General features: G+C 45.8%; 21 protein-coding genes. 9 read left to right on the top strand and 12 right to left on the bottom strand.

The window, feature by feature from the left end; genetic code table 11:
- Positions 1 to 61: 61 nt before the first annotated feature.
- Both mdh and R7E51_RS22880 read left to right on the top strand, forming a co-directional pair.
- Complete coding sequence (gene mdh, locus R7E51_RS22885) at positions 62 to 997, top strand: malate dehydrogenase (RefSeq protein ID WP_005379660.1); 936 nt, start codon at positions 62 to 64, stop codon at positions 995 to 997.
- A 113-nt stretch (positions 998 to 1110) separates the two neighbouring features.
- Positions 1111 to 1302, top strand: coding sequence for a hypothetical protein (locus R7E51_RS22880; RefSeq protein ID WP_005379661.1), 192 nt, complete (start codon positions 1111 to 1113; stop codon positions 1300 to 1302).
- Positions 1303 to 1396: 94 nt separating this feature from the next.
- On the opposite strand, the gene ispB is transcribed toward R7E51_RS22880, so the two are convergent.
- Positions 1397 to 2368, bottom strand: a complete 972-nt coding sequence (gene ispB / locus R7E51_RS22875; protein ID WP_064353590.1) for an octaprenyl diphosphate synthase — start codon at positions 2366 to 2368, stop codon at positions 1397 to 1399.
- A 256-nt stretch (positions 2369 to 2624) separates the two neighbouring features.
- Here ispB and rplU point away from each other — a divergent pair, with 256 nt between their 5' ends.
- The 6 genes from rplU (at position 2625) to folA (ending at position 6561) form a co-directional block, all read left to right on the top strand.
- Positions 2625 to 2936, top strand: a complete 312-nt coding sequence (gene rplU, locus R7E51_RS22870) for a 50S ribosomal protein L21 (protein WP_005383096.1) — start codon at positions 2625 to 2627, stop codon at positions 2934 to 2936.
- 20 nt (positions 2937 to 2956) lie between these two features.
- Positions 2957 to 3214: a 50S ribosomal protein L27 gene (gene rpmA, locus R7E51_RS22865; protein ID WP_005383095.1), complete on the top strand. Its 258-nt coding sequence runs from the start codon at positions 2957 to 2959 to the stop codon at positions 3212 to 3214.
- Positions 3215 to 3426: 212 nt separating this feature from the next.
- On the top strand, positions 3427 to 4602 hold the full coding sequence (cgtA, locus tag R7E51_RS22860) for an Obg family GTPase CgtA (RefSeq protein WP_005383091.1): 1176 nt from the start codon (positions 3427 to 3429) through the stop codon (positions 4600 to 4602).
- Positions 4603 to 4798: 196 nt separating this feature from the next.
- Positions 4799 to 5599, top strand: coding sequence for a threonine/serine exporter family protein (locus R7E51_RS22855; RefSeq protein ID WP_005379664.1), 801 nt, complete (start codon positions 4799 to 4801; stop codon positions 5597 to 5599).
- Positions 5599 to 6072: a threonine/serine exporter family protein gene (locus R7E51_RS22850; RefSeq protein WP_005379665.1), complete on the top strand. Its 474-nt coding sequence runs from the start codon at positions 5599 to 5601 to the stop codon at positions 6070 to 6072. The genes R7E51_RS22855 and R7E51_RS22850 overlap by 1 nt, the downstream gene beginning before the upstream one ends.
- A gap of 9 nt (positions 6073 to 6081) precedes the next feature.
- Positions 6082 to 6561 carry a type 3 dihydrofolate reductase gene (folA, locus tag R7E51_RS22845; protein WP_206958333.1) on the top strand — a complete coding sequence of 160 codons (480 nt, stop codon included), beginning with the start codon at positions 6082 to 6084 and terminating at the stop codon, positions 6559 to 6561.
- Positions 6562 to 6830: 269 nt separating this feature from the next.
- Here the strand turns inward: folA and apaH are convergent, their stop codons facing one another.
- The 6 genes from apaH to lptD form a co-directional block, all read right to left on the bottom strand.
- Positions 6831 to 7637: a bis(5'-nucleosyl)-tetraphosphatase (symmetrical) ApaH gene (gene apaH, locus R7E51_RS22840; RefSeq protein ID WP_047101938.1), complete on the bottom strand. Its 807-nt coding sequence runs from the start codon at positions 7635 to 7637 to the stop codon at positions 6831 to 6833.
- Positions 7638 to 7652: 15 nt separating this feature from the next.
- Positions 7653 to 8033 carry a Co2+/Mg2+ efflux protein ApaG gene (gene apaG, locus R7E51_RS22835; RefSeq protein ID WP_005379668.1) on the bottom strand — a complete coding sequence of 127 codons (381 nt, stop codon included), beginning with the start codon at positions 8031 to 8033 and terminating at the stop codon, positions 7653 to 7655.
- A 75-nt stretch (positions 8034 to 8108) separates the two neighbouring features.
- Entirely contained in the window at positions 8109 to 8918 is an 810-nt protein-coding gene (gene rsmA / locus R7E51_RS22830) for a 16S rRNA (adenine(1518)-N(6)/adenine(1519)-N(6))-dimethyltransferase RsmA (RefSeq protein ID WP_005379669.1), read from the bottom strand.
- On the bottom strand, positions 8915 to 9913 hold the full coding sequence (gene pdxA / locus R7E51_RS22825; RefSeq protein WP_206958331.1) for a 4-hydroxythreonine-4-phosphate dehydrogenase PdxA: 999 nt from the start codon (positions 9911 to 9913) through the stop codon (positions 8915 to 8917). The genes rsmA and pdxA overlap by 4 nt, the downstream gene beginning before the upstream one ends.
- Entirely contained in the window at positions 9903 to 11186 is a 1284-nt protein-coding gene (gene surA / locus R7E51_RS22820) for a peptidylprolyl isomerase SurA (protein ID WP_005379672.1), read from the bottom strand. Before surA ends, pdxA begins: the two co-directional genes overlap by 11 nt.
- A gap of 59 nt (positions 11187 to 11245) precedes the next feature.
- Positions 11246 to 13591, bottom strand: a complete 2346-nt coding sequence (gene lptD, locus R7E51_RS22815) for an LPS assembly protein LptD (protein WP_005379673.1) — start codon at positions 13589 to 13591, stop codon at positions 11246 to 11248.
- Positions 13592 to 13857: 266 nt separating this feature from the next.
- Here lptD and djlA point away from each other — a divergent pair, with 266 nt between their 5' ends.
- Entirely contained in the window at positions 13858 to 14712 is an 855-nt protein-coding gene (gene djlA, locus R7E51_RS22810) for a co-chaperone DjlA (RefSeq protein WP_005383076.1), read from the top strand.
- Positions 14713 to 14854: 142 nt separating this feature from the next.
- On the opposite strand, the gene R7E51_RS22805 is transcribed toward djlA, so the two are convergent.
- From R7E51_RS22805 to leuA, 5 genes are all read right to left on the bottom strand, one after another.
- The gene (locus R7E51_RS22805) at positions 14855 to 15637 is read right to left on the bottom strand and encodes a DUF547 domain-containing protein (RefSeq protein ID WP_005383074.1); all 783 of its coding nucleotides are present in this window, start codon (positions 15635 to 15637) and stop codon (positions 14855 to 14857) included.
- A gap of 335 nt (positions 15638 to 15972) precedes the next feature.
- Positions 15973 to 16575: a 3-isopropylmalate dehydratase small subunit gene (gene leuD, locus R7E51_RS22800; RefSeq protein WP_005383071.1), complete on the bottom strand. Its 603-nt coding sequence runs from the start codon at positions 16573 to 16575 to the stop codon at positions 15973 to 15975.
- A gap of 11 nt (positions 16576 to 16586) precedes the next feature.
- The gene (leuC, locus tag R7E51_RS22795) at positions 16587 to 17987 is read right to left on the bottom strand and encodes a 3-isopropylmalate dehydratase large subunit (RefSeq protein WP_005379681.1); all 1401 of its coding nucleotides are present in this window, start codon (positions 17985 to 17987) and stop codon (positions 16587 to 16589) included.
- A gap of 194 nt (positions 17988 to 18181) precedes the next feature.
- The gene (leuB, locus tag R7E51_RS22790; RefSeq protein ID WP_017820268.1) at positions 18182 to 19273 is read right to left on the bottom strand and encodes a 3-isopropylmalate dehydrogenase; all 1092 of its coding nucleotides are present in this window, start codon (positions 19271 to 19273) and stop codon (positions 18182 to 18184) included.
- 82 nt (positions 19274 to 19355) lie between these two features.
- Positions 19356 to 20903, bottom strand: coding sequence for a 2-isopropylmalate synthase (gene leuA, locus R7E51_RS22785; RefSeq protein ID WP_005379685.1), 1548 nt, complete (start codon positions 20901 to 20903; stop codon positions 19356 to 19358).
- Between the last annotated feature and the right edge of the window lie 210 nt (positions 20904 to 21113).

Genomic DNA, 21113 nt, shown 5'->3' with positions numbered 1-21113 from the left:
AGTTGGTTACAAACTACCCTACGAATACGTTTATAAGAGAAATACTCTCAAGGAGAACTACATGAAAGTAGCCGTTATTGGTGCCGCTGGTGGCATCGGTCAAGCCCTGGCCCTTCTACTTAAGAACCGTCTTCCTGCTGGTTCTGATCTAGCCCTATATGATATTGCTCCAGTAACTCCTGGTGTGGCCGCTGATCTTAGCCACATCCCTACGCCAGTTTCTATCAAAGGTTACGCTGGTGAAGATCCTACTCCAGCACTAGAAGGCGCGGATGTTGTGCTAATTTCTGCTGGTGTTGCGCGTAAGCCAGGTATGGATCGTGCGGATCTATTTAATGTAAACGCTGGTATCGTTAAATCGCTAGCGGAGAAGATTGCGGTTGTTTGTCCGAAAGCTTGTGTTGGTATCATCACAAACCCTGTAAATACAACAGTGCCAATTGCTGCTGAAGTTCTTAAAAAAGCGGGTGTTTATGATAAGCGTCGTCTATTTGGTGTAACAACGTTGGATGTTATCCGTTCAGAAACGTTTGTTGCTGAGCTTAAAGACAAAGATCCAGGTGACGTTCGCGTGCCAGTTATTGGTGGTCACTCTGGCGTAACGATCTTACCTCTACTGTCTCAAGTAGAAGGTGTTGAGTTTACAGCTGAAGAAGTAGAAGCATTAACGAAACGTATTCAAAATGCAGGTACTGAAGTTGTAGAAGCTAAAGCGGGTGGTGGTAGTGCAACACTATCAATGGGCCAAGCTGCATGTCGCTTTGGTCTGTCTCTGGTTCGTGCTCTTCAAGGTGAAGAAGGCGTAGTTGAGTGCGCTTACGTTGAAGGCGACGGCGAACACGCGACTTACTTCGCGCAACCTGTGAAACTGGGTAAAGAAGGCGTTGAAGAAGTACTAAGCTACGGCAAACTCAGCGATTACGAAAAGTCTGCATTAGACGGTATGCTAGAAACACTAAATGGCGACATCAACATTGGTGTTGAATTCGCAAAGTAATCTAGAAAGCCTATATAAGAAGAAAGCCGATCATTTTGATCGGCTTTTTTGATCCTTGATTTCTCAACTTCGTAAAAATGGTCGAATAAAACCACGTAGTGAAGGAGAAGATGATGGAAGCGAGTCGAATCCGTAAAGGCATGGTTGTTGAGTGCCAACAAGGCGTCGGTACGATATTAGTGGTCGATCATGAAGCAGAGACAGTATTATTGTCCAAACAAGGGACTGAACAGCAGCTCGCCGTTAGCTTTGATGAAATAGAAGATGATCCACAACTGCATGGCGGTAGTGACAGATATTACTAGCGCCTCGGGGCGTCGTCATTAGGTATCAAACGTAAAAAAGGAAGAGCATGCTCTTCCTTTTAGCTATAAGCCTTGCGTTATGGGTAGCTATTGATTACTTCGTGCGTTGTACAGCGACATGAGCCAGAGTAACAAGCGCTTGTTTGTATTCAGACTCTGGCAACACTGATAGTTCTGCGATTGCTTTGTCTGCTTCTTCTAGAGCTTTTTGCGTTGTGTATTCCAGAGAGCCTGCTTCTTTCATGACCGCAAGAATTTCTTCTAAGCGCTCCATTCCATTCGCTTTCTCAATCGCTTCACGAATCATGATGGCGTTTTCTGGTGTGGTATTACGCATAGCATGGAGTAGAGGTAAAGTTGGCTTGCCTTCGGCCAAGTCATCACCCACATTTTTACCCATGTCTTCGCCATCAGAAGTGTAATCCATGACGTCATCAATGAGCTGAAACGCAGTGCCTAGATACTTACCGTAATTTTGCATTGCGATTTCAACATGCTCAGGAGCATCATTTAAGATTGCACCGATTTGAGTTGCGGATTCAAATAAGCGCGCAGTCTTAGAGTAGATGACTTGCATGTAGCTTTCTTCTGTCGTGTCAGGGTCGTTACAGTTCATCAACTGCTGTACTTCACCTTCGGCGATCACGTTTACGGCATTGCTCATTAGTTTAAGGATCTTCATGGATCCTAGTTCTGTCATCATCTGAAATGAGCGTGTATAGATAAAGTCCCCAACTAATACGCTAGCCGCATTGCCAAATGCTGCATTCGCAGTGGCTTTACCACGGCGCATGTCTGATTCATCTACCACGTCATCATGCAGCAAAGTCGCTGTATGGATGAACTCAATAAACGCAGCTGCCATTGTATGACCATTGCCTTGGTAACCAAGTGCGCGGGCTGACAGTATCGCTAAAAGCGGTCTTAGACGTTTGCCTCCACCACTCACGATATAAAAACCGAGCTGGTTGATTAAAGAGACATCAGAATTAAGTTGGGCTTGAATTGTTTCATTCACTTTTGCCATGTCATCGGCAGTAAGCGCTTGGATAGTTTTAAAATCCATCGTATATCCGGCTGAAGTTAGACCCTGCAAGGCTTATTCGATTTATATAATTGTTGAATAATACACTAAAAAACGTTGATTAATACATTACTAAAGGGCATGATTGCCGCACTTTTCTTTGGCGATTAGCTTTTCGCCAATTTTTTCAAAATATGGCTTGTCATAGGAGCATCTATTCTGTAGAATCTGCGCCCTATTGATGATTAGTTTAGCGCACACCCTCAAGAAAGGCTGTGCGGAAAAAGCGGAGTAAAATATGTACGCTGTTTTCCAATCTGGTGGTAAACAACACCGTGTAAGCGAAGGTCAAACTCTTCGTTTAGAGAAATTAGACGTTGAAACTGGTGCAACTGTAGAATTTGATAAAGTTCTTCTTGTTGCTAACGGCGAAGACATCAAAGTTGGTGCTCCTCTTGTAGAGGGCGGCAAAATTGTTGCTGAAGTTGTACAACACGGTCGTGGCGATAAAGTTAAAATCGTTAAGTTCCGTCGTCGTAAGCACTCTCGTAAGCAACAGGGTCACCGTCAGTGGTTCACTGAAGTGAAGATCACTGGTATCAACGCTTAATCTATTAGGAGAGTTTAACAATGGCACACAAAAAAGCTGGTGGTTCTACTCGTAACGGCCGCGATTCAGAAAGCAAACGTCTAGGTGTTAAGCGTTTCGGTGGTGAATCTGTACTTGCAGGTAACATCATCGTTCGTCAACGTGGTACTAAGTTCCACGCTGGTAACAACGTAGGTATCGGTAAAGACCACACTCTATTCGCTCTTACTGAAGGTAAAGTGAAGTTCGAAGTGAAAGGTCCTAAGAACCGTAAGTTTGTAAGCATCGAAGCTGAGTAATTAGGTTTTTAACCAAATTACTTAATAGCTTTAAGCTGAATTCAAAAGCCCTGCCGAATCGGCGGGGTTTTTTATTTGTGGCAGTCGACATATCGAAGTTTCTCGCTAAGATCCTAAGCGATTTGAATCTGGGAGCTTAGATCTGTCATCTGCTAAAATTGTCGGATGACATAGTAAGATTTAATCCACGCACGAAGTAGTCGGAGTAAAAGATGAAGTTCGTAGATGAAGCGGTAGTAAAAGTTCAGGCTGGTGATGGCGGTAGTGGCGTTGTCAGTTTCTGGCGTGAAAAATTCATCACTAAAGGTGGCCCTGATGGCGGTGATGGCGGTGACGGTGGTGATGTTTATATCCAAGCTGATGAAAACCTAAATACCCTGATTGATTACCGTTTCCAGCGCTTCTACGAAGCTGAGCGTGGTGAAAACGGTCGCGGTGGTAACTGTACAGGTAAGCGTGGTAAAGACATTGTTCTTCGTGTACCTGTGGGTACGCGCGCTGTGGATATCCACACAAATGAAATCGTGGCGGAAGTTGCTGAACACGGTAAGAAAGTGATGATCGCAAAAGGCGGTTGGCACGGTCTAGGTAACACGCGTTTCAAATCTTCAGTAAACCGCGCGCCTCGTCAGAGAACATTGGGTACAAAGGGTGAAGTACGCGAAATTCGCCTTGAGCTATTGCTTCTTGCTGATGTGGGTATGCTTGGTCTACCTAATGCTGGTAAATCAACCTTTATCCGCGCAGTATCAGCAGCAAAACCGAAAGTCGCTGATTACCCATTCACGACTTTGATCCCAAGCTTGGGTGTCGTAAGTGTCGTACCAGAGAAAAGTTTTGTTGTTGCAGACATCCCTGGTTTGATCGAGGGTGCAGCAGATGGCGCTGGCCTTGGTATTCGATTCTTGAAGCACTTAGAGCGTTGTCGAGTGTTGCTGCACATGATCGATATTATGCCAATTGATCAGTCCGATCCGGTGCAAAATGCATTGACGATCATTGATGAACTAGAACAATACAGCGAAAAACTGGCAAGTAAGCCGCGCTGGTTAGTGTTCAACAAAGTTGATCTAATGCCTGAAGAAGAAGCGAATGAGAAGATCCAAGAAATCTTAGACGCACTAGGTTGGGAAGACGAGTACTTTAAGATCTCGGCGATCAATCGTAACGGTACTAAAGAGCTTTGTTACAAACTGGCTGACTTTATGGATAACCTACCTCGCGAAGAGGAAGAAGTGGCTGAAGAAGATAAAGTTAACTTCATGTGGGATGATTACCATAAAGATGCGATGGCGGGTAAAGACGTTATCACTGAAGATGACGACGACGATTGGGATGACTGGGACGATGAAGAAGATGACGGTCACGTTGTCTACGTTCGTGACTAATCAGAACGGTCAAACAATGCCTGTTTGCCTATAATTCATTAAGCCGCAATTATTTATTGCGGCTTTTTTTGTATCTAAATCATATTTAGGTGATGTGATTTACGGCACAATAACTGATACGTCGTGTTTTTTTGAGGGTTAGTTTGGCCCTCGCGCGTATGAATGAGTAACACCCTAAAAGGAATTAGACTTATTTATGACTCTAGAAACCATACCGCCTAGAGAGTTGGCGGTATCTACTCAACGATCGATTTCTCGTCTTGTCGCCCAAGCCGGACAAATGCTACTTGCTCATGGTGCTGAAAGTACTCTTGTGAGCGATATTATGCGTCGTATTGGCCTTGCTTGTGGGGTGAATGAAGTTGCGGTAGCACTATCAGCTAATGCATTGGTTGTGACGACGGTAATGGATGGGCATTGCATCACCACCACCCGAAGCTGCGCTGATCGTGGCATCAATATGCGCGTTATTACGCAAATTCAACGAATCTGTATCATGATGGAACGTGGTTTGCTCGATTCAACCATGGCGCAGAAAAAGCTGAACGCTATCAGTCCAGAGCGTTATAACCGCTGGTTGGTGGTGTTTATGATTGGCTTGTCTTGTGCGGCATTCAGTCATCTAGCTGGTGGTGATTGGGGAGTATTCATTATGACCTTTTTAGCTTCAGCTGGTGGCATGATCGTTCGCCAAGAAATTGGTCATCGTCATTTCAACCCTCTATTGAACTTTGCTGCGACCGCTTTTGTGACCACCTTAATTTCAGCACAGGCGGAAATTTACCAAATCGGTAATCTACCTACCGTAGCAATGGCATCGTCAGTATTAATGCTTGTACCTGGTTTCCCACTCATTAACTCTGTCGCAGATATGTTGAAAGGCCACATTAATATGGGGATTGCTCGATTTGTGATGGCTAGTTTACTAACGTTGGCGACATGTTTGGGGATCGTTGCTGCGATGAGTGTAACTGGAATTTGGGGGTGGGCTATCTAATGAGTTTATTTGATTTGATGTTTGGCCTTTTGAATGACATGTTTTTTGCGGCGATTCCCGCCGTAGGATTTGCATTGGTTTTTAACGTGCCACAAAGAGCCTTAGTGTATTGCGCTGTTGGTGGCGCGATTGGTCATGGTAGCCGCTACTTGATGATGCAGTTTGGCATTCCTATTGAGTGGGCAACCTTTTTTGCTGCGACGTTAGTTGGGATGATTGGTGTGTACTGGTCTCACCGTTTTCTCGCGCATCCAAAAGTGTTTACTGTGGCTGCTTTGATCCCGATGGTGCCGGGTGTGTTTGCGTACAAAGCAATGATCGCTATGGTAGAAATCAATCATGTTGGCTACTCACCCGAGCTTGTCGCAACCTGTATGGAAAACTTTCTTAAGGCCATGTTTATTATTGCAGGTTTAGCAGTTGGTCTTGCGGTTCCGGGGCTGTTATTCTATCGCCGCAGACCAATTGTATAAGGACCTAACATGATCATTAGTATGATTGCCGCGATGGCCGACAATCGCATCATTGGCAAAGACAATCAAATGCCTTGGCATCTTCCCGCCGATTTCGCTTGGTTTAAGCGTTGTACCATGGGAAAACCGGTTGTGATGGGACGCAAAACCTATGAGTCTATTGGTCGCCCTTTACCAGGTCGCTTAAATATTGTTATTAGCCGTGATGAGACACTAAAGATCGAAGGTGTCACTACCGTAACATCGATTGAGCAGGCTCTGGAAGTCGCAGGTGATGTGGAAGAAGTGATGATCATTGGTGGTGGTGCGATTTACACCACTTGTCTGCCTGTGGCCAATAAACTGTATGTAACACACATTGAAGCGGCCATTGATGGTGATACTCAGTTCCCAGATTGGGGAGACGAGTTTAAGGAAACTTACTCAGAAATGTATCAAGCCGATGAGAAGAACGCCTACAACATGCGCTTTACTGTGTTAGAAAAGTAATTCGAGATTAACACCGCGTAGTTAATACGGTAATGCCGTTCGTGTAACAGCGAGCGGCCACCCCAACCTACCGTCATCCTGAAAAGCGACGAAAGAGCGAGATTCAGGAGCCTCTATACGAGTACCTTGTTGTCAAAGGTATTTCTATCTATTCGCAGCGCGAGGATATTAGATTCCTAGTCTCGTTAAGGCTCGTTGGAATGACCCTACAGGAAGTGTTAAGTGACAGGTATTCCTCCTACTATGGATTATCGACTGTTATTCAGTGTTTAACTTAACGCATCCTGAGTGAAAATTTTCTTATCTTCCCAACGGATCATGGTCAGACTTCCGCCCCAAACGCAGCCAGTATCTAGCCCGATGACTTCGTTGTTCATATAGCCTTGTAGTGCAGCCCAGTGCCCAAAGAGCACCGCTTTATTTAAGTGAATACGTTTAGGCACATCAAACCATGGAATAAGTTCGTTACCGGAAACTTGTTGCGGTGGCAATTTACAATCCATATCCAAACGACCATCAGGGAAACAAAAGCGCATCCGCGTAAAAGCATTGATAATATAGCGGTATCGGTCCAAACCCTGTAGAGAGTCATCCCAGGAATCCGGTTGATTGCTGTACATGTTTTTTAATAGCCAAGGCAGCTCTTCACTTTGGATGATGCGCTCAACTTCACGGGCACACTTTCTCGCTGTTTTTAGATTCCACTGCGGTGATATGCCAGCGTGACACATCACGAACTCGTCATGCTCGGCCAATAGAGGTTGCTGAGCTAGCCATGTCAGTAATTCCTCTTTGTCGGGGGCCGTGAAAATAGGTGCGGTTTTATCTTTGTCTTTGACCTTTTTTATCCCGTGAGCCACAGCGAGAAGATGGAGGTCGTGATTACCAAGCACCACGATTGCGCTTGCGCCAAGTGACTTCACAAAGCGTAACGTTTCTAGTGATTTAGGCCCTCTGGCGACCAAATCACCAGCAAGCCAAAGTTGGTCTTTTTTCGCAGAGAAAGATACTTTTTCTAGTAGTCGCTGCAATTCATCAAAACAGCCTTGGATGTCACCAACAATATAGGTAGCCACTGAATCTCCAATTTACTAATTTAAAACATTTGGAACAGCCAAGCGAAATGGTTCGATTTCGGTGATGAACTCTTGCCCTTTCTCATCCAGCATTTTGTAGTGTCCTTGCATAACGCCGACAGGGGTTTCTAACGCGGTTCCGCTACTGTACGTGTATTCATCATTGCTTGGAATAAAGGGCTGCTGGCCTACCACTCCGTCACCTTCAACTGTCATTTGCTTGCCATTCGAGTCTGTGATTAGCCAGCGGCGGCTCACTAACTGTACGGTTTGCTGGCTAAGGTTTTTGATGGTGATGATATAAGCGAAAACGTAGCGTTGTAGCTCTGGGTTGGACTGTTCTTCGATGTATTTGGTGTGAACTTGAATTTTGATGCAAGGTTGAATGACGTCCATGTGCACTCCTCAGAAACGTAATATCCCAATAATAATAAGCCAAACCTACAAGGGTTTGGCTCATTGTTTGAGTTCTTAGTGCTGCGGGTTATCAGCAAGCCAGTTCGCCATTGCGACGAATTGTTCTAGCGTCAGGTTCTCTGGACGCATGCTTGGATTAACACCTAGCTCTTCTAGTACTTCTGTGCTTAACAACGATTTGTAGCAGTTACGAACTGTTTTACGACGTTGGTTAAAGCCTTCACGACAAACGCGATCGAGCAAACGCAGATCTTTCGCCGGGCATGGCAGCTCTTCGTAAGGCACTAAACGAACAACGGCAGAATCCACTTTCGGTGGTGGAACGAATGCCGTTGGCGGTACTTCCAGTACCGGTACCACTTTACAGTAGTACTGAGCCATTACCGTTAAACGGCCGTAAGCTTTGCTGCCAGGGCCGGCGGCTAAGCGGTTTACCACTTCTTTTTGCAACATAAAGTGCATGTCTTGAATGTCTTTATGGAACTCGAAAAGGTGGAACATCAATGGTGTAGAAATGTTGTACGGCAAGTTACCAAAAATGCGCAGCTTGTTGTTTGGCTTCACTAGTTGAGTGAAGTCAAAACGCATAGCGTCACCCTCATGGATGGTCAACTTATCTGCCAGTTCAGGGTGAGTACGTAGGCGTTCCGCCAGATCGCGGTCTAATTCGATAACTGTGAACTTATCTACTTCACGACCTACTGGCTCAGTGATTGCACCAAGACCAGGACCGATTTCAACCAGGTTTTGACCTGGTTTTGGGTTAATCGCTGATACGATTCCATCAATAATGTATGGATCGTTCAGGAAGTTTTGACCAAAACGTTTACGCGCTTTGTGTCCTAAATGGACATCATTTCTCATTGTTTCTTCTCTACCAAATCTATCGCATGCGTGAGCGCTGTTCGGAAACTCCCTGTATCCGCTTGACCTGTCCCTGCCAGATCTAATGCAGTACCGTGGTCCACCGATGTTCTAATAAAAGGTAGACCAAGAGTAATGTTTACTGAACGACCAAAGCCTTTGTATTTTAATACTGGCAACACTTGATCATGGTACATGCCTAAAACAGCATCAGCATCATTTAAATATTTTTCATTGAAAATGGTATCAGCCGGCAGAGGGCCGATCAGGTTGATACCTTTTTCTTGTCGAATTTTTTCCAGTGTCGGAGTGATGGTTTCTATCTCTTCACGGCCTAAGCAGCCATCTTCGCCAGCATGAGGGTTAAGCCCGCAAACGTAGATGTTTGGTTGTGCGATAGCAAACTTTTCTACAAGGTCTTTATGAAGAATATCGATGATTTTTTCTAATCGCTCTTCGGTGACAGCTTTGGACACATAAGCTAAAGGAATATGTGTTGTAACCAGCGCCACGCGTAGTCCTTCCGTTGCTAGCATCATTACGACTAGCGGCGTTTGTGACTTCTCGGCGAAAAATTCAGTATGACCACTGAATGCAACACCTGCGCGATTAATCACCCCCTTATGAACAGGGCCGGTGACAATAGCATCAAATTCATCATTCATACAGCCTAAAGCCGCTCTTTCTAGCGTTTTTAGTACATAGTGGCCATTCGCTTCATTGAGCTCGCCTGCGACCGCAGGTTCCGATATTTGGATATGGTCAACGATAAGCGTGCCCGCTTTTTGTGCTTTAGGTGCTTCTTCTGGATTGTAATCAGACAGTTGGACTTCGATGTCAAGCTGCTTGGCTCGCTCCGTCAGCATATTCTTATCGGCACAGACGACAATTTGGTGCGCCCAATCTTCTTTCGATAGGGCAAGCACTAAGTCTGGGCCGATACCCGCAGGTTCCCCTGCGGTTACGACAATTCTACGAATTGTATTAGTTGTCATTGTTGTCATCCACGATTTCAACAAACGCACTTGCGCGTAGCTCTTGCATCCATGCGCCCGCTTCTTCATTAAATTTACGGTTAAATAGAATACGGTAAGCTTTGTTCTTCATCGCTGAGTCAGTGCGGTCAACTTGGCGACGATCCAACACTTCAACGATATGCCAGCCGTGAACGGTTTTGAACGGTTCGCTGATTGAGCCAACTGGCAGAGTTTCTACTTGGTGCTTGAATTCTGGCACGTAAAGATCTGGTGTTTGATAACCTAGTTCACCGTCTTGTGCTGCCGAGCCAGGATCTTGACTGTATTGTGTTGCCAATTGAGCGAACGTTGCTTCACCGGCTTTGATGCGGCGTACAAATTCATTCAGTTGCTTCTTCGCCCCTTCGTCGCTCAGAATCACGGTTGGTTTAATCAAAATATGACGCGCATTTACTTCCGTTACCGCAACCGTTTCTAGGCCTTTTACATCCTCTATTTTTAGGATGTGGAAACCAACGCCACTACGGAAAGGACCAATAATGCTGCCTTTGTTTTGCATCTTGATCTGATCAGCAAAGATGGTTGGCATCTCTTCTTTACGCATCCAGCCCCAATCACCACCTTGTAAAGCTTTAGGACCTTTAGAGTAGGTGTAGGCCATCTCCGTAAAATCTGCACCTTCGTTTAGCTTTTTCGCGAGCGCTTTAGCTTCTGCTTCTACAGCAGATTTTTCTTTATCGTCAGAGAAGCGCAGTTGAATGTGTCCAATTTTGTATTGAACAGTCGCATTGGTTTCTTGTGATAGTTGCTCAGCAAGGCTATCGACCTCTGCTGGAAGGATATTAATACGGCGACGAACCAGTGCATTGCGAGCTTCTGATGCGGCGATTTCCTTACGAATTTGTTCGCGGAATTCTGGGTAACTTAAACCTTCACTTTCTACAGAAGCAGCGAGTTGTTCTACCGATTGCTCATTATTACGTGCGATCTCTGCAATCGCTTGGTTTAAACGGTTGTCGTCAATACGCACACCAATACGGTCTGCTTCTTGGCCTTGCAACGTATCAATGATAAGTTTTTCAACGACTTGTTCTTTTAACACGCTGGTAGAAGGTAAGCTCTTTCCACTTTGACGAGCGTTGGCTTGCAGCGTTTTCATCGCTGTTTCGATGTCGCTTTGTAGAACTACACCGTCATTCACGATGACCGCAACCTTATCGATCTCTACTGGTGCTGCAACCGCTCCGCAAGAGAGTAGGGTCGTGAATAAGATTGATTTCCAAATTTTCATTTAAAATTCCGTCAGTATTTTTGAATAGGCGTCTTATTCATTTAAGACGCCTATTTTGATTAATTGTTCAGATAGAATGGGCGGCCGTACTTAATCGCGTTGTCAGAACCATCCAGTTCTTTGACAGCAGTGTCTTCACGCTGGTTGGTCGCAAAGCCTTGAATACCGAAGTTAACGCTGAAGTTATTTTCGTATTCAGGTGATGCCCCGGTGCTGCCGATAGCTTGGTCTTCCCAACCAAGCAATTGGTTTGAGTAAGTGACGCCAATGTACCAACAGTCAGATTGGTAACGTAGGCTCGCTAACCATTCTAGGTCCGCATTTTCATTGAGGTCGTAGTAGTATTGACCACTCGCAGACCAGTTCGGGTTGAACTCGTAGGCCGCTACAATACCTGCTTGAGAAATACCTTTACGAGTAATTGTGTCTAGGTTTTCGAGAATGATCGTATCTTCGATGTATTCACGCGTAACGTAGCGATAGTTACCCTGAATAAAGCCGCCGTTGAATTGGTATTCCAAGGTACTGTTTGCCAACTGCATGGAGCTCAAATCAATATCGTATTGAATTCCACCGTGATAGAACAAGTAATCGTTGTAGTTGAAATCAGCTTCAATCGCCCATGATGAGTAATTGGTGGTCTCATCCGGAAGATTTGGGCTGTTGCTCAGTTTGGTCTTTTTATCGAAGTAGTAAATCTGACCAAATGAAACGTTAAGACGCTCTTTATAGTCATCATCAAAGAAGCGAGTACTCGCACCGTAGCTTAACTGGTTCGCCGAGGCGATTTTATCAATGCCACTGTACTTACGACTGCGGAATAGCCCGTAGTAGTCGGTTTGTAGCAAGGTGGTATCGTAGTTGTAGATGTTGGTTTGATCTTCTTCAGGTACGTACAAGTACTGCAGCTGAGGCTCCAGTGTTTGTGTGTAGCCCTTGATCCAGCTTGTATCTCGCTCTAAGTAAAGTTGCGCATGCGTACGGAACTCAGGAATAACACGAGAAACTTCATCATCCAACTGGTTTTGCAAGTTTACATCTGTCAAACCCGTTAAGTCTTGAGAGTAATACGTAGAGAGCACACGCGCTTCTGTTGTCCACGTTGCCCATGAGTTTGAGAGTGGTAATGTAAGCCCTGGTTCAATGTGAACACGGGTCGCATTTGGTCGCGCAGCATCGCTCGTATCGAAGCGGCTGACTTGGCTCTTCACGTCAAAGTTAAGGTAATCTCCCCACAACGGCGTGTAGTAGTTCAAGTCTAACTGAGGAAGCAGGCGATAAGGGCGGTTCTCTTCTTTCAATAAGATTTGGAAGTCACGAACGGTTAACGAGGCATCCCAGAAGTCAGAACGATATTGTACTTGTCCTTCTTGAACCAGTTGACCATCTTCACGGTTACCAATGTCGGAGTCGAGATCGAGGAAGTAATCAATATCACTCACTTTTGAGTAATCGACTTTGACTATCCACTGTTTATTGATGATACCGTCGTGTTTAACTTGGTAGCCCCAACGAGACTCGTCCTGATATTTGCGATCACTATTGAGGTATTCGCCTTTGATTTCTCCATTTCCCCAACCATCTGTTAGGTAGCGGAAGTCAGTATCGAGTTTTGTACCACGTTGCTGCATATAGAGCGTGGTGAGTGTCATGTCATATTGAGGCGCGATGTTCCAATAGAATGGCACCTCGACTTCCATACCATCACTAGAACCGTACGATAAAGAAGGGAAGAGGAAACCCGTTTTACGCGTATCTCCAATTGGCATGGTTAGATACGGCACATAGAAAACAGGCACATCTAACACTTCAAATCGAGGATGGTGCAGCGTCGCTGTCTCTTCATCTTGGTCAACATCGATGCCTGACGCAACCAATCGCCATGAATTATCGCCTTGAGGGCACGATGTGATAGAGCCGTCTTCGAGTTCATAAACCGACTGACCTGTGCGAGCTATATAGGCTGCAGTGCCTCGGCCTTGTTGGCAAAGGAACTGATAATCGGTGTTCTCAAGTGAAAACGTATCTTGATTAATGTCGTTAGTAACACGATCAGATCGAGCTTTGACTTGGCCGTCATTGAAAGTCACGTTGCCTTCGGCAACCACGACGTTGTCTTGTTGGTGCAGCGTTACGCTATCTGCGGTAATTTTCTTCTGGCCTTGGGTGACTTGTACATTACCTGAGTACTGAGCTTTGTCACCATTGATGGCTTGCAGGGTGTCAGCTTCTACCACTACTGGGGTATTAAGAGCGTCCTCCTCGCCACTTGTATCGACCAAACATTGATCTGTGGCGGGCATTTCCTGCACACTATCATGGATATTCGCTTCAGCTTGAGTGGTGGGTACAAACAAGGCGGTGCTGATAGAGGCCGCTAAAAATGTGCGGGAGAAATGTTGCATTGAATTGAACTTTCCTGTGTCACTACTACTCGATGGCTATAGGGCTTGTTGTACCCTAGCGTAATAGCCAAATGAATCAACTATAGTCGCATTTATCCCAGCGTATTGATTCACTGTGGCATAATGACGACAAAATAGCTGCAAAGATAAGCAGGCGAAATGGCCTAGCCGAAATAAAACTAATTCCATTATCATAAAGGAAATCGTTGCATCCGGCACTATAAGACCGCCGTCGTCGATAAAAATTCATTGATAGAGAACACATAATGCATATTTTTGGCAAAATTCTGGGTGCCTTTTTTGGCTTGTTACTTGGCGGGCCGCTAGGTTTACTCTTTGGCTTATTTATTGGCCATCAATTCGATAAAGCACGTCGCTTGAGTCAAGCCGGGTTCTCTACTGGCGGCTTTGGAAAAGGGCCAAGTCAAGCTCAGCGCCAAGAAGAGTTTTTTAAAGCGGCGTTTGCGGTAATGGGACATGTGGCAAAAGCGAAAGGCCAAGTCACCAAAGAGGAAATCCAACTGGCTTCAGCCATGATGGACCGCATGAATTTGCATGGCGAACAGCGTCGCGCAGCGCAAGACGCGTTTCGTGAAGGTAAAGACAGCGACTTTCCGTTAGAAGATGTTCTTGTTCGTGTGAAAATTTCGACAGCTGGTCGCTTTGACTTGTTGCAATTTTTCTTAGAGCTGCAAATCTCGGCGGCCTTTGCAGATGGCTCGATCCACCCGAGTGAACGAAATGTACTACACAAGATTGCACGTGGTTTGGGTTTCTCTTCTGAGCAATTAGAGCGTCGTTTGCAAATGCAAGAAGCCGCATTTCGTTTCCAAAGCCAGGGCGGTTTTCATGGTCAGCATCAAGGCCAATCTTCAGGTGGTAGCTGGCAACAAGCTTCACAAGCGGATCAGTTGGCCGACGCGTACAAAATTCTGGATGTGTCTTCAGATGCAGACAGTAAAACCGTTAAGCGTGCTTATCGTAAACTGATGAACGAGCATCACCCGGACAAATTGATGGCTAAAGGCTTACCACCAGAGATGATGAACGTCGCGAAAGAGAAATCTCAAGAGATTCAAAACGCTTACGATCTTATTAAGAAGGTTAAAGGCTTTAAGTAGTCGGACGTTTTCTATCAAACATTTGGATGTAAAAAAGGGCACTCAGTGCCCTTTTTTTTCATGTCTTAGTCTTTGAGTTGCCGGTGTCTTTAGCTTTTGGCCTATTATGTCCCTAATGCTAATTGACCTCACATCCCCCAGTTTAGTTGGCTTGATTCAAGTCCCAATCGTATTCGTATTTCACTTTGCCAGAGAAGTTTTTGTATTGCGGTGCGTACTTTGCGATGTGTTTGAAGATTTGTTTTTCTCCACCAAAGTCCGTTGCAAACCAATCATAAATAGAAGACAGCTGTGCCGTGTTACCTTGGATAGATACGCCTTTGCTGCTGTTGATAAATGTTTTGGCGGCACTATCCAGTAGAGCTTGCGTGTTGTCAGCAGTGAATGCTTGAGATTGCAGATTAGGGCATCCTAGGCTGGCACAGTTAACCGCGTAATGCGTTCTTGGGTCATTCCAAATTGGACGCAAAATTCGATGTTCAATATCGTTTAAAGTTAGATCCTTCCCATTGACCACGACCACATCGTCTCCCCAAGGACCAAAGCTAAATAAACCACCTAGCTTGGTGATTGATTCGACTGGATAGTTATCCAAAATAAGATCTACCGTGATGGCGTTGTAAAGGTTTACCCAATAGGCATATTGCTCTGCTTGGTTGTATTGTAGAGGGTCTAGTTTTGCCAAACGCTGGATGTATTGTTTCAGCTTAGTTTTATCGACAGAGGAGACTTGGCTATAACGAAACAAGGTATTCTCGCCTTGTTCAACTAAATAAGTATCGAGCAGTTGTTGCCATTCTTGATGAGAAATTTGGGTTTGGTTGGCTTGATTCGATTGTTTCCAATATGGCCATAAGTCGGATTTAGGCGCGGACAATGTCGAGAAAGAAACCAGAGCACACAACAGCAATAACAGACGCTTCATAGAGATACCTTTGAATGAGATATTGTTGATAGTGTAGACCAGTTTAGTGCTTGTTTTCTTTCAGTAATCAGTGGCCTTTATTCGCTGTCATTCCGAGGAGCATAAGCGATATCAGGAATCTAATACCCACAAACTCTTGAGTAAAGACAGTATGAATCTGTACAGTGCGCTCTGGTAGTCGATCCTGAATCACGCTCCTTCGTCGCTGTTCAGGATGACGAATTTCAACAGAGGCGTTCGGTATTCTGTAAGCAAAGCGATATGAGATCAGTCACCCAAAACAAATCAAGGGCCGACAATTGCCAGCCCTTGATTTGTGTATTTACTAACGCGTCTTAACGCAAGAAGCTTGGAATATTCGCTTCGTACTCAGCAATCTTATCTTCGTGTTGAAGGGTTAGGCCAATGTTGTCCAAACCGTTTAGCAAGCAATGACGACGGAACGAATCGATTTCAAAACCATATTCTTTGCCGTTGGCACGAACGACATTCGCTTCTAGGTCGACCTCGACTTCTGCACCTTCATTTGCCTCAACAAACTGGAAGATTTCATCCACTTCTTGTTCAGTCAAACGAACTGGCACCATTTGGTTGTTGATCGAGTTGCCGTAAAAAATATCGGCAAAGCTTGGTGCGATCATCGCTTTGATGCCGTAATCCGCTAGTGCCCACGGTGCGTGCTCACGAGATGAGCCACAGCCGAAGTTTTCACGAGCCAGCAAGATAGACGCGCCTTGGTAGCGAGGTGCGTTCATCACGAACTCTGGATTTGGCTGTTCGCCAGCATCGTCTAGGAAGCGCCAGTCATGGAATAGGTGCTTACCAAACCCTAGGCGGGAGACCTTTTGTAGGAACTGCTTTGGAATGATGGCATCAGTATCAACGTTCGCTGCATCTAGAGGAACAACTAAGCCTGTGTGTTGTTTAAAGCCTGACATTGGTTTGCTCCTTAGTCTAGTTCACGAATATCTACAAAGTGACCAGCAATTGCTGCTGCCGCTGCCATCGCAGGGCTCACTAGGTGGGTACGGCCATCACGACCTTGGCGGCCTTCAAAGTTACGGTTTGAAGTAGACGCACAACGTTCATGTGGGCCCAAACGGTCATTGTTCATTGCTAGACACATCGAGCAACCTGGTAGGCGCCACTCAAAGCCCGCTTCTTTAAAGATAACGTCCAAGCCTTCCGCTTCTGCTTGCGCTTTTACTTGCTCAGAGCCAGGAACGATCAGCGCTTGAACGTGAGGCGCGACTTTGCGACCTTTCGCTACTTCAGCGGCTGCGCGCATGTCTTCGATACGTGAGTTAGTACAAGAACCAACGAAGACTTTATCGACGTTGTAATCAGACAATGACTTGCCTGCCTCTAGGCCCATGTAAGCCAATGCTTTTTCTGCCGATGCCTTTTCTACTGGGTCGGCAAAGCTTTCTGGTGCTGGGATAGGTTGATCTACCGCGATCACTTGGCCTGGGTTAGTACCCCAAGTGACTTGTGGTTTAATGTCTGCTGCGTTTAGCGTCACGACTGCATCAAACTGAGCATCATCGTCAGTTTTTAATGTCTTCCAGTATTCTACTGCTGCATCAAAGTCGGCACCTTGAGGTGAGAATTTACGGCCTTTGATGTATTCGAACGTGGTTTCATCTGGCGCAATCAAACCGGCTTTCGCACCTAGCTCTATCGCCATGTTACATACGGTCATGCGGCCTTCCATTGAAAGGTCAGTGATCGCTTCACCACAGAATTCAACCACGTAGCCTGTACCGCCAGCTGCTGTAGTTTCACCGATGATTGCTAGCACGATATCTTTCGCCGTGATACCCGGAGCCACTTTGCCTTTTACTTCGATCTTCATCGTTTTGGCGCGCGCTTGTTTTAGCGTTTGAGTTGCTAATACGTGCTCAACTTCTGATGTACCAATACCAAAAGCGAGAGAGCCGAATGCACCGTGTGTAGCCGTGTGCGAGTCACCACAAACAATGGTCATGCCCGGTAGGGTAATACCAAGCTCTGGGCCCATAACATGCACAATACCTTGGTATTTATGGTTGATGTCGTAAAGCGTAACGCCAAACTCTTCACAGTTTTTCGATAGCGTTTCCATCTGGATACGAGCCATCTCACCCGATGCGTTGATGTCTTTGGTGGTTGTCGAAACGTTGTGGTCCATGGTGGCAAAAGTTTTGCTGACCTGACGCACTTTACGACCTTTTTCACGCAAGCCGTCAAATGCTTGCGGAGACGTCACTTCGTGTACCAAGTGACGGTCGATGTACAAGATTGGGTTTTCCCCTTCTGCTGCGACGGCAACGTGTGCGTCGTAGACTTTTTCGTATAATGTTTTGCCCATTGTTTGCTTCCTTTCCTCATCGCCGTTGCCGCAATAACTGCGTTAGCGACACCCGTTTATCCAGTTATTTAGCTTATTTAGCGAACTAAACGCCTTAATATACATGGGCTTGCTGCCTTGCTATTGCACCAATGACTTAGAGGAAAGCCATTGGTTGACCGAGGATTTAGTATTTATTATGAATCTGTTTTGTATTAAGAGTTTAAGACGTACTCAGCGATCTTATCGCCCATCTCAGACGTCGAAAGTGCTGGGTTGTCACCAGCAAGGTCACCCGTTAGTTCCCCCGCTGATAGCGCTTTTGAAACTGCCGTTTCGATGTCTTGTGCCGCCGTTTCCTCACCTAGGCTATAACGTAGCATCAGTGCCGCAGACAGGATTTGTGCCACAGGGTTAGCGATGTTCTTACCTGCGATATCTGGTGCACTGCCACCTGCTGGCTCGTACAGACCGAATTTGCTTTCGTTTAGACTTGCTGATGGCAACATACCCATAGAGCCTGTGATCATCGCACATTCATCAGAAATGATGTCGCCGAAGATGTTTGAACACAGCATTACGTCGAACTGAGCAGGGTCTTTGATAAGCTGCATAGTCGCGTTATCAATGTACATGTGTGACAACTCGACATCTGGGTAGTCTTTTGCGATTTCTTCGACTACTTCACGCCATAAGATAGAGCTTTGTAGAACGTTCGCTTTGTCGATAGAGCACACTTTCTTGCGACGTAGACGAGCAGAGTCAAAAGCGATTTTTGCAATACGTTCGATCTCAAAGCGGTGGTACACCTCAGTATCAAATGCTTTTTCTGTTGCGCCTTCACCTTCACGACCTTTCGGTTGGCCGAAGTAGATACCACCCGTCAGTTCACGGACTACCACGATGTCAAAGCCGCGACCCGAGATGTCTGCACGTAGCGGTGAGAAAGCTTCAAGACCTGAGTGAATTTGCGCTGGACGTAAGTTACAGAACAGTTGGAAGTGTTTGCGTAGTGGAAGTAGGGCACCACGTTCAGGTTGGTCGTTTGGTGGTAAGTGCTCCCACTTAGGGCCGCCAACCGAGCCGAATAGGACTGCATCAGACTCTTCACATGCTTTTATTGTGCTCTCTGGAAGTGGGCAACCGTGGTTGTCGATCGCGATACCACCGACATCATGCTCGTCACGCTCAAACGCAATACCATGTTTCTTTTCGATTGCATCCAATACTTTATGTGCCTGCGCCATTACTTCCGGGCCAATGCCGTCACCGGGTAGGACGGCAATTTTGTACGATTTGTCTGTCATGTTAATCCTTTAAGTTTTCTAATTTTGAGCTTAATTATTTCAACGAGCGTGTTCTTTCCTGAGCCGTGTAGCCCGGTTGTTATTACACAGTCGCAATCTTTTTCTGCTTCATTTCTTCGATTTTATCTGCACGATGAATGCTGTTAATAACGTGCAATAATGCTTGGCCGGAAGCCTCAACGATGTCGGTGGAAACACCCGTACCGTGGTATTTGCGACCTTTGTAGTTGGCAATGATGTCTGCTTGACCCAAACCATCTTCACCTTCACCTTTCGCGGTTAGGTCGAATTTATCCAGAACGATGTCGTAGCCTGTCACGCGGTAGATACATTGGTATAGCGCATCAACTGGGCCATTACCGACCGCTGCTTCACACATTTCTTCATCACCGCATTGCATTTTGATGCTGGTGGTAGCCATTACGCTGCCAGACTGCACGCTTAGGTAGCTCAATTTGTAGAAGTCATCTTCTTCACGCAAGTTCGAGAAGTGCATTAGGGCTTCTAGGTCGTAATCGAACACTTGGCCTTTGCGATCAGCAAGTTTCAAGAAATCCGCATACAGCGCGTCTAGGTTGTACTCGTCTTCGTTGTAACCCATGGTATCCATATGGCTCTTCACGGCAGCGCGACCGCTGCGGCTGGTTAGGTTCAGAGCTTGGTTTTTTAGGCCAATAGACTCAGGGGTCATGATTTCGTAGGTATTCTTATTCTTCAACATGCCATCTTGGTGGATGCCTGAAGAGTGGCTAAACGCATTTGCACCCACAATTGCTTTGTTGCTTTGAATAGGCATATTGCATAGCTGGCTAACCAACTTACTGGTGCGGTGAATTTCATCATGCTTAATGCCAGTGTGAACGCCCAAAAACTCTTGACGAGTCTTGATGATCATTGCGATCTCTTCAAGTGAACAGTTACCCGCTCGCTCTCCAATGCCATTGATCGTGCCTTCTATCTGACGTGCGCCAGCTTGAACGGCGGCAATAGAGTTGGCAACTGACATCCCCAAATCGTCGTGACAGTGAACGGAGATGATCGCTTTATCAATGTTCGGAACGCGGTTAAATAGGGTTTCAATAATCCCACCAAACTCACTTGGTACGGTGTAGCCAACGGTATCTGGAATGTTGATTGTACTCGCACCTGCATTGATGGCGGCTTCTACCATGCGACATAGGTTGTCGATTGGAGTACGACCAGCATCTTCACAAGAAAACTCGACATCATCAGTGTAGTTACGTGCATGTTTAACGGCGTTGACTGCCATTTCTAGTACATCGTCGTAGCTGCGGCGTAGTTTGTCTTCTACGTGAATGGTGGAAGTGGCTAAAAACGTGTGAATACGGAATTGGTCAGCCACTTTTAATGCTTCAGCGGCAGCATCAATGTCTTTCGCAACGGCACGCGAAAGGGCACAAACTCGACTGTTTTTTATGTTTTTTGCGATGGTTTGTACTGACTCGAAATCACCTGGTGAAGAGATTGGGAAGCCAGCTTCGATAACATCAACGCCGAGTCTTTCCAGCGCATAGGCAATCTGCAGTTTTTCTTTAACCGTCAAGCTTGCTGACAACGCTTGCTCGCCATCACGCAATGTGGTGTCGAATATAATGACCTGATCGTTCATGTTTGCTTCCTTCCTGATTTCTGCACTTTTGCGCAAGTGAATCGTTTACTTCCAGTATTTAGATATAAAAAAACCCGCATTCTCATGCGGGTTCTTAGAAATTGGTGTGGTTATTTTTCTTCCACAGCCTACCCGCGCGAACTGGTCACGATCAGGAGGAGGCTAAGCAGGATAGAAAAATGAGCTAACATAGTTGTTAAGCTTTCCACA

Origin of the sequence: Vibrio sp. Vb1166, from assembly GCF_033338695.1 — a bacterium.
GTDB lineage: Bacteria > Pseudomonadota > Gammaproteobacteria > Enterobacterales > Vibrionaceae > Vibrio > Vibrio alginolyticus.
Note: the sequence above shows the minus strand (reverse complement) of the source record. Positions and strands in the feature narration are given on the sequence as shown.

Bases quoted from the DNA above. Each gene is read 5' to 3' on its own strand.
- mdh (WP_005379660.1), top strand. From the start codon at position 62: ATGAAAGTAGCCGTTATTGGTGCCGCTGGTGGCATCGGTCAAGCCCTG.
- R7E51_RS22880 (WP_005379661.1), top strand. From the start codon at position 1,111: ATGGAAGCGAGTCGAATCCGTAAAGGCATGGTTGTTGAGTGCCAACAA.
- ispB (WP_064353590.1), bottom strand. From the start codon at position 2,368: ATGGATTTTAAAACTATCCAAGCGCTTACTGCCGATGACATGGCAAAA.
- rplU (WP_005383096.1), top strand. From the start codon at position 2,625: ATGTACGCTGTTTTCCAATCTGGTGGTAAACAACACCGTGTAAGCGAA.
- rpmA (WP_005383095.1), top strand. From the start codon at position 2,957: ATGGCACACAAAAAAGCTGGTGGTTCTACTCGTAACGGCCGCGATTCA.
- cgtA (WP_005383091.1), top strand. From the start codon at position 3,427: ATGAAGTTCGTAGATGAAGCGGTAGTAAAAGTTCAGGCTGGTGATGGC.
- R7E51_RS22855 (WP_005379664.1), top strand. From the start codon at position 4,799: ATGACTCTAGAAACCATACCGCCTAGAGAGTTGGCGGTATCTACTCAA.
- R7E51_RS22850 (WP_005379665.1), top strand. From the start codon at position 5,599: ATGAGTTTATTTGATTTGATGTTTGGCCTTTTGAATGACATGTTTTTT.
- folA (WP_206958333.1), top strand. From the start codon at position 6,082: ATGATCATTAGTATGATTGCCGCGATGGCCGACAATCGCATCATTGGC.
- apaG (WP_005379668.1), bottom strand. From the start codon at position 8,033: ATGGACGTCATTCAACCTTGCATCAAAATTCAAGTTCACACCAAATAC.
- rsmA (WP_005379669.1), bottom strand. From the start codon at position 8,918: ATGAGAAATGATGTCCATTTAGGACACAAAGCGCGTAAACGTTTTGGT.
- pdxA (WP_206958331.1), bottom strand. From the start codon at position 9,913: ATGACAACTAATACAATTCGTAGAATTGTCGTAACCGCAGGGGAACCT.
- surA (WP_005379672.1), bottom strand. From the start codon at position 11,186: ATGAAAATTTGGAAATCAATCTTATTCACGACCCTACTCTCTTGCGGA.
- lptD (WP_005379673.1), bottom strand. From the start codon at position 13,591: ATGCAACATTTCTCCCGCACATTTTTAGCGGCCTCTATCAGCACCGCC.
- djlA (WP_005383076.1), top strand. From the start codon at position 13,858: ATGCATATTTTTGGCAAAATTCTGGGTGCCTTTTTTGGCTTGTTACTT.
- R7E51_RS22805 (WP_005383074.1), bottom strand. From the start codon at position 15,637: ATGAAGCGTCTGTTATTGCTGTTGTGTGCTCTGGTTTCTTTCTCGACA.
- leuD (WP_005383071.1), bottom strand. From the start codon at position 16,575: ATGTCAGGCTTTAAACAACACACAGGCTTAGTTGTTCCTCTAGATGCA.
- leuC (WP_005379681.1), bottom strand. From the start codon at position 17,987: ATGGGCAAAACATTATACGAAAAAGTCTACGACGCACACGTTGCCGTC.
- leuB (WP_017820268.1), bottom strand. From the start codon at position 19,273: ATGACAGACAAATCGTACAAAATTGCCGTCCTACCCGGTGACGGCATT.
- leuA (WP_005379685.1), bottom strand. From the start codon at position 20,903: ATGAACGATCAGGTCATTATATTCGACACCACATTGCGTGATGGCGAG.